We start from the raw sequence: 12,604 nt of genomic DNA on the forward strand, positions 1-12,604 counted from the left end.
TAAATACCCCTCCACCATTTAACGATTACTCGTTATCAGAACCGCCCAGACCTGCGTTCAGCAGTTCTGCCAGGCTGGCAGATGCATCTTCTGCAGTCACCTGCGGTGTTGCTGGCTGCTCGCCCGCGGCGCGACGGCGCATACGATCCTGGTGGTACGCATAACCGGTACCGGCCGGAATCAGACGACCCACGATAACGTTCTCTTTCAGGCCGCGCAGTTCGTCGCGTTTGCCCGCAACGGCTGCTTCGGTCAGGACACGCGTGGTCTCCTGGAACGATGCGGCAGAGATGAACGATTCGGTTGCCAGAGACGCTTTGGTGATACCCAGCAGATCGCGGGAGAAGGTAGCCCCCACTTTGCCGTTCGCTTCCAGCTCGCGGTTAGCGATCTTGACGCGAGAGTATTCAACCTGTTCGCCTTCCAGGAAGTCGGAACTACCGGCGCTTTCGATGGTCGCTTTACGCAGCATCTGACGAACGATAACTTCGATGTGTTTATCGTTAATCTTAACGCCCTGCAGACGGTATACATCCTGGACTTCGTTAACGATGTAACGCGTCACAGCATGAACGCCACGCAGACGCAGAATGTCGTGCGGCGCTTCCGGACCATCGGAAATCACATCACCACGTTCTACACGTTCCCCTTCGAACACGTTGAGCTGACGCCATTTCGGAATCATCTCTTCGTACGGGTCACTACCATCAACCGGCGTAATCACCAGACGACGTTTGCCTTTGGTTTCTTTACCGAAGGAAACGATACCTGCGATTTCAGCAAGGATTGCCGGCTCTTTCGGACGACGCGCTTCGAACAGGTCCGCAACGCGCGGCAGACCACCGGTGATATCCTTGGTACCGCCGGATTCCTGCGGAATACGCGCCAGGGTGTCACCAGAACTGATCTGTACGCCATCTTCCAGCTGTACAATCGCTTTACCCGGCAGGAAGTACTGCGCAGGCATATCGGTACCCGGGATCAGAACGTCATTACCCTGAGCATCAACGATTTTCAGCGCCGGACGCAGATCCTTACCACCAGTAGTACGTTCAGCCGAATCCAGAACCACCAGCGAAGACAAACCGGTCAGCTCGTCGGTCTGACGCGTAATGGTCTGACCGTCGATCATGTCAGTGAAGCGGATGAAACCACTCACTTCGGTGATAACCGGCATGGTGTGCGGGTCCCAGTTTGCCACGGTTTCGCCGCCGGCAACCTGCTCGCCATCACCTTTCGCCATGACAGCGCCATAAGGCACTTTATAGCTCTCTTTGGTACGACCGAATTCGTCGATCAGCTTCAGTTCGGTGTTACGGGAAGTGATAACCAGTTTACCGCTGGAGTTCACAACCGACTTCACGTTGCTGAGCTTGATGCTACCTTTGTTTTTCACCTGAATGCTGGATTCAGCAGCCGCACGCGATGCTGCACCACCGATGTGGAACGTACGCATCGTCAGCTGGGTACCCGGTTCACCGATGGACTGTGCCGCGATAACGCCGATAGCTTCACCTTTGTTGATGATGTGGCCACGCGCCAGGTCACGACCATAGCAGTGCGCACATACACCAAAGTCGGTGTCGCAGGATACAACGGAACGCACTTTAACGGCGTCAACGGAGTTTGCTTCCAGCAGGTCACACCACTGTTCGTGCAGCAGCGTGTTGCGTGGAACCAGAATGTCCGCGGTACCCGGTTTCAGCACATCTTCCGCCGTCACACGACCCAGAACGCGGTCACGCAGCGGCTCTTTCACGTCGCCACCCTCGATAACTGGGGTCATCAGGATACCTTCGTGCGTACCACAGTCATCTTCGGTCACCACCAGATCCTGCGCGACGTCAACCAGACGACGGGTCAGATAACCGGAGTTCGCAGTTTTCAGTGCGGTATCCGCCAGACCTTTACGCGCACCGTGGGTGGAGATGAAGTACTGGAGTACGTTCAGACCTTCACGGAAGTTCGCGGTGATTGGCGTTTCGATGATGGAGCCATCCGGCTTCGCCATCAGACCACGCATACCAGCAAGCTGACGAATCTGTGCCGCAGAACCACGCGCACCGGAGTCGGCCATCATGTAGATGCTGTTGAAGGAGACCTGCTGCTCTTCCTGGCCGTCACGGTTAATCACGGTTTCGGTTTGCAGGTTATCCATCATCGCTTTGGATACACGATCGTTCGCCGCAGCCCAGATATCGATAACTTTGTTATAGCGTTCGCCAGCGGTTACCAGACCGGACTGGAACTGCTCCTGGATCTCAGCAACTTCAGCTTCCGCCTCAGAGATGATCTCGTGTTTTTTCTCCGGGATGACCATGTCATCAATACCAACGGACGCACCTGAACGCGCTGCATAAGCAAAGCCGGTGTACATCGTCTGGTCCGCAAAAATAACGGTCGGTTTCAGGCCCAGAATACGGTAGCAAGTGTTCAGCATTTTGGAGATCGCTTTCTTGCCCAGCGCCTGGTTGACGATGGAGAAAGGCAGACCTTTCGGTACGATCATCCACAGAATGGCGCGACCAACGGTCGTGTCTTTCAGGCTGGTGTGCGCAACGAATTCGCCGTTTTCATCTTTTTCATATTCAGTGATACGCACTTTAACGCGCGCATGCAGAGAGGCCAGACCTGCGCGATAGATACGCTCAGCTTCTTTCGGGCCAGTCAGCACCATGCCTTCGCCTTTGGCGTTAACACAGTCACGGGTCATGTAGTACAGACCCAATACCACGTCCTGAGACGGAACGATGATAGGTTCACCGTTCGCCGGAGACAGGATGTTGTTGGTAGACATCATCAGCGCACGCGCTTCCAGCTGGGCTTCCAGCGTCAGCGGTACGTGAACAGCCATCTGGTCACCATCGAAGTCGGCGTTATAGGCCGCACAAACCAGCGGGTGCAGCTGGATAGCTTTACCTTCGATCAGTACCGGTTCAAAGGCCTGGATACCCAGACGGTGCAGAGTCGGCGCACGGTTCAGCAGTACCGGGTGTTCGCGGATCACTTCGTCCAGGATATCCCAAACGACAGCTTCTTCGCGCTCAACCATTTTCTTCGCGGCTTTGATGGTGGTGGCAAGGCCACGCAATTCCAGTTTGCCGTAGATGAACGGTTTGAACAGCTCCAGCGCCATTTTCTTCGGCAGACCGCACTGGTGCAGACGCAGGTATGGACCTACGGTGATAACAGAACGACCGGAGTAGTCAACACGCTTACCGAGCAGGTTCTGACGGAAACGACCCTGTTTACCTTTGATCATGTCGGCCAAAGATTTCAGAGGACGCTTGTTAGAACCGGTGATCGCACGACCGCGACGACCGTTATCCAGCAGGGCGTCAACCGCTTCCTGCAGCATACGTTTTTCGTTGCGTACGATGATGTCCGGCGCAGCCAGATCCAGCAGACGTTTCAGACGGTTGTTACGGTTAATGACGCGACGATACAGATCGTTCAGATCTGACGTGGCGAAACGACCACCATCCAGCGGAACCAGCGGACGCAGATCTGGCGGCAGAACCGGCAGAACGGTCAGGATCATCCACTCTGGCTTGTTGCCAGACTGTACGAAGGCTTCCAGCAGTTTGATACGCTTGGTCAGCTTTTTACGCTTGGTTTCGGAGTTGGTTTCGTTCAGCTCTTCGCGCAGAGTTTCACACTCTTGCTCCAGATCCATGCTCTTCAGCAGGGCCTGGATAGCTTCCGCACCCATCTTCGCGTCGAATTCGTCACCGAACTCTTCCAGCGCGTCCAGATACTGCTCTTCAGTCAGGATCTGTTGACGTTCCAGGTTGGTCATACCGCCTTCGATAACCACATAAGATTCGAAGTACAGTACGCGTTCGATATCGCGCAGCGGCATATCGAGCAGCAGACCGATACGGGACGGCAGCGATTTCAGGAACCAGATGTGAGCAGTCGGAGACGCCAGCTCGATGTGGCCCATACGCTCACGGCGTACTTTGGTCTGGGTCACTTCAACGCCGCACTTCTCACAAATAACACCACGGTGTTTCAGGCGCTTGTACTTACCGCACAGGCACTCGTAGTCTTTTACCGGCCCAAAGATACGGGCGCAGAAAAGGCCGTCACGCTCAGGTTTGAACGTACGGTAGTTGATGGTTTCCGGCTTTTTAACTTCACCGAAAGACCATGAACGGATCATGTCTGGCGAAGCCAGAGCAATTTTGATCGCATCAAACTCTTCGGTTTTAGTCTGCGCTTTCAGAAACTTTAATAAATCTTTCACGGATTTGCTCCCGTCGGAGTTAGCACAATCTGGTGTCGGGTTTTACCCCGACACCAGTGACCTGTTTGAGCGAGAATTACTCGTCTTCCAGTTCGATGTTGATGCCCAGCGAGCGGATCTCTTTCAACAGAACGTTGAAGGATTCCGGCATACCCGGTTCCATCTGATGGTTGCCGTCCACGATGTTCTTATACATCTTAGTACGGCCGTTCACGTCATCAGACTTAACGGTGAGCATTTCCTGCAGGGTGTAGGCGGCGCCGTAAGCTTCCAGCGCCCACACTTCCATCTCCCCGAAGCGCTGACCACCGAACTGCGCCTTACCACCCAGCGGCTGCTGAGTAACCAGGCTGTAAGAACCGGTAGAACGCGCATGCATCTTGTCATCAACCAGGTGGTTCAGTTTCAGCATGTACATGTAACCGACGGTTACCGGACGTTCGAACTGTTCACCCGTACGGCCATCGAACAGGGTGATCTGACCGGAGGTCGGCAGATCGCCCAGTTTCAGCAGCTCTTTGATTTCCGCTTCTTTCGCACCGTCGAACACTGGTGTGGCAATCGGCATACCTTTACGCAGGTTTTCTGCCAGACGCAGCACTTCATCATCGCTGAAGGTGCTCAGGTCGACTTTCTGACGAACGTCGGCGCCCAGATCGTAGGCACGCTGGATGAATTCGCGCAGTTTCGCGACTTCCTGCTGCTGTTTCAGCATGGCGTTAATCTTGTCGCCAATACCTTTCGCAGCCATACCCAGGTGGGTTTCCAGAATCTGACCAATGTTCATACGAGACGGTACGCCCAGCGGGTTCAGTACGATGTCTACCGGCGTGCCGTTTTCATCGTAAGGCATGTCTTCGATCGGGTTGATCTTAGAGATAACACCCTTGTTACCGTGACGACCTGCCATCTTATCACCCGGCTGGATACGGCGTTTAACGGCCAGATAGACCTTCACGATCTTCAGCACGCCCGGCGCCAGATCGTCGCCCTGGGTGATTTTACGGCGCTTCGCTTCAAGTTTTTTCTCGAACTCGTGTTTCAGTTCGTCATACTGCTCAGCCAGTTGTTCCAGCTGATTTTGTTTCTCTTCGTCGGTCAGACCGAGTTCCAACCAGCGGTCGCGCGGCAGTTTGTCGAGCTTCTCAGCTTCAACGCCGCCGGACACCAGCACCGCACGGATACGGCTAAACAGGCCCGCTTCGAGGATTTGCAGTTCTTCAGACAGGTCTTTTTTCGCCTGCTTGAGCTGCATCTCTTCGATTTCCAGAGCACGTTTGTCTTTTTCTACGCCATCGCGAGTAAAGACCTGAACGTCGATAACCGTACCGGAGACACCGTTAGGTACGCGCAGAGAAGAGTCTTTAACGTCAGACGCTTTCTCACCGAAGATCGCACGCAGTAGTTTCTCTTCCGGCGTCAGCTGGGTTTCACCTTTCGGCGTCACCTTACCGACCAGAATGTCACCGCCGGTCACTTCCGCGCCGATGTAAACGATACCGGATTCATCCAGTTTGGAGAGCGCAGCTTCACCCACGTTCGGGATATCAGCGGTGATCTCTTCCGGCCCTAGCTTGGTGTCACGGGACACGCACGCCAGTTCCTGAATGTGGATGGTGGTGAAACGGTCTTCCTGGACAACACGCTCGGATACGAGGATGGAGTCTTCGAAGTTGTAGCCGTTCCACGGCATGAACGCCACGCGCATGTTCTGACCGAGCGCCAGTTCACCGAGGTCGGTGGACGGACCGTCTGCCAGCACGTCGCCGCGTTCAACCGGCTCGCCCAGAGACACACATGGCATCTGGTTGATACAGGTGTTCTGGTTAGAGCGGGTGTATTTGGTCAGGTTATAGATGTCGATACCCGCTTCGCCCGGGTACATCTCGTCTTCGTTAACTTTGATAACGATACGGGATGCATCCACGTACTGAACAGTACCGCCACGTTTAGCTACTGCAGTAACACCGGAGTCGACGGCGACAGCACGTTCCATACCGGTACCCACCAGCGGCTTATCAGCACGCAGAGTCGGAACCGCCTGACGTTGCATGTTCGCACCCATCAATGCACGGTTGGCGTCATCGTGTTCCAGGAACGGGATCAGGGACGCACCGACGGAGACCACCTGCTGGGTGGAAACGTCCATGTAGTCAACCTGGTCACGGCTGAACAAGCTGGATTCGCCTTTGCTACGGCAGGTAACCAGATCTTCTACAAAGTGGCCTTCGTCATCCAGGTTGGAGTTCGCCTGAGCGATAACGTAGTTGCCTTCTTCGATAGCAGACAGGTAATGAATTTCGTCAGTGACCACGCCATCAACCACACGACGGTACGGCGTCTCAAGGAAGCCATATTCGTTAGTCTGTGCGTACACGGACAGGGAGTTGATCAGACCGATGTTCGGACCTTCCGGCGTTTCGATTGGACATACGCGACCGTAGTGCGTCGGGTGTACGTCTCGAACTTCGAAGCCTGCGCGTTCGCGGGTCAGACCGCCTGGGCCGAGTGCGGAGATACGACGTTTGTGCGTAATCTCAGACAGCGGGTTGTTCTGGTCCATAAACTGAGACAGCTGGCTGGAACCAAAGAACTCTTTCACTGCCGCGGAAATCGGCTTGGCGTTGATCATATCCTGAGGCATCAGGGTATCCAGATCGCCCAGAGACAGACGCTCTTTCACCGCACGCTCTACACGCACCAGGCCAACGCGGAACTGGTTTTCCGCCATTTCGCCGACGGAACGGATACGACGGTTGCCGAGGTGGTCGATATCATCCACTTCGCCTTTACCGTTACGGATATCGATGAGCTTCTTCATGACATCAATGATGTCGTCTTTGCTCAGGATACCGGAACCTTCGATTTCGTCGCGCAGCAGAGAACGGTTGAACTTCATACGACCCACCGCAGACAGGTCATAGCGGTCTTCGGAGAAGAACAGGTTCTCGAACAGGCTTTCAGCCGCTTCACGAGTCGGCGGCTCACCAGGGCGCATCATGCGGTAGATTTCTACCAGCGCGCTCAGACGATCGTTAGTTGGGTCGACGCGTACCGTTTCAGAAATGTACGGGCCGTGGTCCAGATCGTTGGTAAACAGCGTTTCGATACGCTTGTGGCCGGACTGGCTCAGTTTAGCCAGCAGATCCAGGCTCAGCTCCATGTTCGCCGCGCAGATCAGCTCGCCAGTGGATTCGTCAACGTAGTCTTTAGAGACGACTTTGCCTGCGATGTACTCAACCGGAACTTCGATATGCTTGATATCGTCTTTTTCCAGCTGACGGATGTGACGCGCGGTAATGCGACGACCTTTTTCAACGTACACTTTGCCGTTAGCTTCGATATCGAACGACGCAGTTTCGCCGCGCAGACGTTCTGGAATCAGCTCCATCTGCAGCTTGTTGTCGCGAATTTCGAAGACGACTTTCTCAAAGAACAGGTCAAGGATCTGCTCAGTGGTGTAGTTCAGCGCACGCAGGATGATGGTCGCAGGCAGTTTACGGCGACGGTCGATACGCACGAACAGGTTGTCCTTCGGATCGAATTCGAAGTCCAGCCAGGAACCACGGTAAGGAATGATGCGCGCGTTATACAGCACTTTACCCGAAGAGTGGGTTTTACCTTTGTCGGAGTCAAAGAAGACGCCCGGACTACGGTGCAGCTGAGAAACGATAACACGCTCAGTACCGTTGATAACAAAGGTACCGTTGTCGGTCATGAGCGGAATTTCGCCCATGTAGACTTCTTGTTCTTTAATGTCTTTAACGGTGCCTTCCGGCGCTTCGCGCTCGTAGATCACCAGACGCAGTTTTACGCGCAGCGGTGCGGAATAGGTCACGCCACGGATCTGACATTCCTGAACGTCAAACACCGGTTCGCCAAGGCGGTAGCTGACGTACTGCAGCTCGGAATTACCGCTGTAGCTCTGAATCGGGAACACGGAACGGAAGGCTGCTTCCAGGCCGTACTGCCCTTCAGGATCTTGCTCGATAAACTTCTGAAACGAGTCAAGCTGGATAGAAAGGAGATAAGGTACATCCAGAACTTGTGGACGTTTACCAAAATCCTTACGAATACGTTTTTTCTCGGTATAGGAGTAAACCATAGGGTTCCTCAGCTCGCTGACAAGTCGACCCATCTGTCCTGCGGGGGACAGTTTGTGCAACACTATTTTGTTGACCGGAAAATGGATACTTTCCGCAATGCCTGTTGCTATCACGCTTAAACCATTTCATTGCGATTTACACAGAACGTACGCTCTGTCGCAGTATATTAAGTCGTCGATAGAAACAAGCATTGAAAGGCACAGCAGTAGTCAAACAGTGTGAAACGCTACTGGCGCCTTACAGCGCAAAAAGGCTGGTGACTAAAAAGTCACCAGCCATCAGCCTGATTTCTCAGGCTGCAACCGGAAGGGTTGGCTTATTTAACTTCAACTTCAGCGCCAGCTTCTTCCAGAGATTTTTTCAGTGCTTCAGCGTCATCTTTGCTCACGCCTTCTTTCAGAGCGGCCGGAGCAGATTCTACCAGGTCTTTAGCTTCTTTCAGACCCAGGCCAGTTGCGCCACGTACTGCTTTGATAACAGCAACTTTGTTAGCGCCAGCAGCTTTCAGAATTACGTCGAATTCAGTTTTTTCTTCAGCAGCTTCAGCCGGGCCAGCAGCTACAGCTACAGCAGCAGCAGCGGAAACACCGAATTTTTCTTCCATTGCAGAAATCAGTTCTACAACGTCCATTACGGACATAGCGGATACTGCTTCAATGATTTGATCTTTAGTGATAGACATTTAAATTGTTCCTGAATATCAGAATAAGTTTATACGTAAGCAAATGCTTGATAAAGACAACTGCGATTACGCAGCTTCTTTTGCATCGCGTACAGCAGCCAGTGTGCGAACCAGTTTGCCAGCCGAAGCTTCTTTCATGGTTGCCATCAGGCGTGCAATTGCTTCTTCGTAGGTCGGCAGAGTTGCCAGGCGGTCGATCTGAGACGCCGGGATCAGCTCACCTTCAAAGGCTGCAGCTTTGACCTCAAATTTTGCATTCGCTTTCGCGAACTCTTTGAACAGACGAGCAGCAGCGCCCGGGTGTTCCATAGAGTATGCAATCAGGGTCGGACCAACAAACGTGTCTTTCAGGCACTCGAACTGAGTACCTTCAACGACGCGACGCAGCAGGGTGTTACGAACAACACGCATGTATACGCCAGCTTCACGACCTGCTTTACGCAGTTCAGTCATTTTATCTACAGTTACGCCACGGGAATCCGCAACTACTGCAGACAGCGCGCCTTTGGCTACTTCGCTGACTTCAGCAACAATCGCTTGTTTGTCTTGAAGATTTAAAGCCATTAGCTTTGCTCCTGGATGTTTGCCGGAACTCATGTTCCGGAACTCACTTCACTCATCTCAACGAGAAGAGCGTCTTAATACGGTGAGCAGAAACAAGCCAGAGTATAAAAAATAATCTTAGCGTTCTGTCACCGTCTACGCAGGGGATTAAGCCTCTTGCGAGACGCCTGCGGTCTTCGACGGAGGCCTGGATAGGCCAGGCTCCAACGAACAAATCTTTTCTATCCGTCGCTATTCAGCTTGTGGCAGCGTTGGCTTCCTTCGTTCGCACCAGTCACATAGTTAGCTATGCTCCTGACGACTCACTCAGTTGCCGCCTTGCCACAACCCGAATATCTCGGATATACGTCTGCAACTAGCAGAATACGTGGGGGTAAGATTGTAGACAAAATCACCGCCCACGTAAAGACTAATCTTAGTTCGCAGATGCGCTCAGACCAGCCTGATCAACGGCAACGCCAGCACCCATGGTGGTGGAGATGCTAACTTTCTTGATGTACACGCCTTTCGCCTGGCTCGGTTTTGCTTTTTTCAGCGCAACCAGCAGAGCTTCCAGGTTTTCTTTCAGTTTGTCAGCGTCAAAGTCCACTTTACCGATGGTGGTGTGGATAATGCCGTTTTTGTCGTTACGGTAACGAACCTGACCTGCTTTAGCGTTCTTAACCGCTTCAGCAACGTTCGGCGTTACGGTACCGACTTTCGGGTTTGGCATCAGGCCGCGCGGACCCAGAACCTGGCCCAGCTGGCCAACAACGCGCATTGCATCCGGGGATGCGATAACAACGTCGAAGTTCATTTCGCCTTTCTTGATCTGGTCAGCCAGATCTTCCATACCTACCAGCTCAGCGCCAGCAGCTTTAGCTGCTTCAGCGTTCGGGCCCTGGGTAAATACGGCAACGCGAACAGAACGGCCAGTACCGTGCGGCAGTACAGTCGCGCCACGAACGTTCTGGTCAGATTTACGAGCATCGATGCCGAGGTTAACGGCAACGTCAACGCTTTCGTTGAATTTAGCAGTGGCCAGCTCTTTCAGCAGGGCAATAGCTTCGTTGATGTCGTACTGTTTGGTCGCATCAACTTTTTCACGGATCACGCGCATACGCTTGGTCAGTTTAGCCATTTCTTAGTCCTCCACTACCAGGCCCATGGAACGTGCAGTACCTTCGATGGAGCGAGTCATCGCTTCAATGTCGGCACCGGTCATGTCGGCAGCTTTGGTCTGCGCGATTTCCTGCAGCTGAGCGCGGGAAATTTTACCTACTTTGTCTTTGTTCGGCTTGCCGGAACCAGACTTGATACCAGCCGCTTTTTTCAGCAGAACAGCTGCCGGAGGCGTTTTGGTAACGAAGGTGAAAGAACGGTCAGCGTAAACGGTAATAACAACCGGAATCGGCAGACCTTTTTCGATGGAATCCGTTTTTGCGTTGAACGCTTTGCAGAATTCCATGATGTTCACACCCTGCTGACCCAGTGCTGGACCAACCGGCGGACTCGGGTTCGCCATACCAGCTGCAACCTGCAGCTTGACGTAGGCTTGTACTTTCTTAGCCATTCTAAATTCCTCGAATTGGGTAGTATCGCTTCAAAGAAGCTCCCCGTGATAAATATCGCTTTATGGGCATAAGGCCCATAAAAACAAAAGGCGCGAAATTGTATGTCAATTTCGCGCCCTATGCAACGATTAGATCGCTGCTTTTTTGATCGCAGCCTTACGCTTTCTCAACCTGGCTGAAGTCCAGCTCTACCGGGGTCGCACGACCGAAGATAGAAACAGACACTTTCAGGCGAGACTTCTCATAATCGACTTCTTCGACAACGCCGTTAAAGTCTGCGAACGGACCGTCGTTAACACGAACCATTTCACCCGGTTCAAACAGAGTTTTCGGCCGCGGCTTATCGCCAACCTGCTGCAGGCGGTTCATGATCGCATCGACTTCTTTGTCGCTGATCGGCGCCGGACGGTCAGAGGTACCGCCGATAAAGCCCATCACACGCGGCACGCTACGCACCAGGTGCCAGCTTGCGTCGTTCATGACCATCTGGACCAGAACGTAACCCGGGAAGAATTTGCGTTCGCTTTTGCGACGCTGGCCGCCACGGATCTCAACGACTTCTTCAGTCGGCACCATGACTTCGCCAAACAGCTCTTCCATATTGTGTAATTTGATATGCTCGCGCAGCGATGTGGCTACGCGGCCTTCAAAACCGGAAAACGCCTGAACGACGTACCAGCGCTTTTTAGGTGCTTCAGACATCTCAGAACCTCAGGCCAGTGATAAAGGATACCAGGCGAACCAGAATACCATCCAGTCCCCACAGGATCAGTGACATAACTGCGGTAACCGCAGCGACGATCAGCGTGGTGTGCAGCGTTTCCTGGCGAGTCGGCCAAATGACCTTACGGACTTCGGTTCTCGCTTCACGGGCAAAAGCAACGGTTGCTTTACCTTTTGTCGTCAACAGCGCGACACCACCCGCTGCAGCAATCAGAATTACTACGGCCAGCGCACGCAGCGGCAGCATCATGTCGCGATAGAGGTAGTTGCCGACGATTGCGACGATCAGCAATATGGCAACAACTATCCACTTCATCGCTTCCAGGCCGCGCCCGCTCCCTTGAGCTTCGGTATTCGCACTCATAAACCAACCTGTCAGAAGTATTCTACAAACATTTTCACCCCGCAATCGCGAGGCAATCCAAATCGAAACGCTTATTCGCCTTTCGGATTATACGCCCTCTACAGAGCCTGTCTCAGCAATGATTATGACAAATAAAATCACTGATGAGCCAGGTTCTGGTGTGAAAGCGTGCAAAAAGGGCATCAAATGATGCCCTTTTATTGCGCATTGCGTCAAATGTTATCAGCGATTAGCCGAGAACTTTAGCAACAACGCCCGCGCCAACGGTACGGCCGCCTTCACGGATTGCGAAACGCAGACCGTCGTCCATTGCGATCGGGTGGATCAGGGTAACAACCATTTTGATGTTGTCGCCCGGCATTA

8 protein-coding genes and 1 pseudogene are annotated in these 12,604 nt (G+C 53.3%); all 9 read right to left on the minus strand.

Annotation, left to right across the window (positions count from 1 at the left end; genetic code table 11):
- Positions 1 to 25: 25 nt before the first annotated feature.
- On the minus strand, positions 26 to 4,249 hold the full coding sequence (rpoC, locus tag J4614_RS21395; protein ID WP_000653965.1) for a DNA-directed RNA polymerase subunit beta': 4,224 nt from the start codon (positions 4,247 to 4,249) through the stop codon (positions 26 to 28).
- 76 nt (positions 4,250 to 4,325) lie between these two features.
- Entirely contained in the window at positions 4,326 to 8,354 is a 4,029-nt protein-coding gene (gene rpoB, locus J4614_RS21400; RefSeq protein WP_000263105.1) for a DNA-directed RNA polymerase subunit beta, read from the minus strand.
- Between the two features lie 317 nt (positions 8,355 to 8,671).
- Entirely contained in the window at positions 8,672 to 9,037 is a 366-nt protein-coding gene (rplL, locus tag J4614_RS21405) for a 50S ribosomal protein L7/L12 (RefSeq protein ID WP_000028882.1), read from the minus strand.
- Between the two features lie 66 nt (positions 9,038 to 9,103).
- Complete coding sequence (gene rplJ / locus J4614_RS21410; RefSeq protein WP_001207203.1) at positions 9,104 to 9,601, minus strand: 50S ribosomal protein L10; 498 nt, start codon at positions 9,599 to 9,601, stop codon at positions 9,104 to 9,106.
- A gap of 415 nt (positions 9,602 to 10,016) precedes the next feature.
- Positions 10,017 to 10,721, minus strand: a complete 705-nt coding sequence (gene rplA, locus J4614_RS21415) for a 50S ribosomal protein L1 (protein WP_001096676.1) — start codon at positions 10,719 to 10,721, stop codon at positions 10,017 to 10,019.
- Between the two features lie 3 nt (positions 10,722 to 10,724).
- Positions 10,725 to 11,153 carry a 50S ribosomal protein L11 gene (gene rplK, locus J4614_RS21420; protein ID WP_001085926.1) on the minus strand — a complete coding sequence of 143 codons (429 nt, stop codon included), beginning with the start codon at positions 11,151 to 11,153 and terminating at the stop codon, positions 10,725 to 10,727.
- Between the two features lie 157 nt (positions 11,154 to 11,310).
- Positions 11,311 to 11,856 (minus strand): transcription termination/antitermination protein NusG, encoded by a 546-nt coding sequence (gene nusG / locus J4614_RS21425; RefSeq protein ID WP_001287521.1) that lies wholly within the window; start codon positions 11,854 to 11,856, stop codon positions 11,311 to 11,313.
- Position 11,857: 1 nt separating this feature from the next.
- Complete coding sequence (secE, locus tag J4614_RS21430) at positions 11,858 to 12,241, minus strand: preprotein translocase subunit SecE (RefSeq protein ID WP_001275691.1); 384 nt, start codon at positions 12,239 to 12,241, stop codon at positions 11,858 to 11,860.
- A gap of 229 nt (positions 12,242 to 12,470) precedes the next feature.
- Positions 12,471 to 12,604 (minus strand): annotated as a pseudogene (gene tuf / locus J4614_RS21435) (elongation factor Tu); the annotation flags it as partial.

The organism is Salmonella sp. 32031103-2018-00083-FB-01-SM-01 (assembly GCF_017571995.1).
GTDB lineage: Bacteria > Pseudomonadota > Gammaproteobacteria > Enterobacterales > Enterobacteriaceae > Salmonella > Salmonella enterica.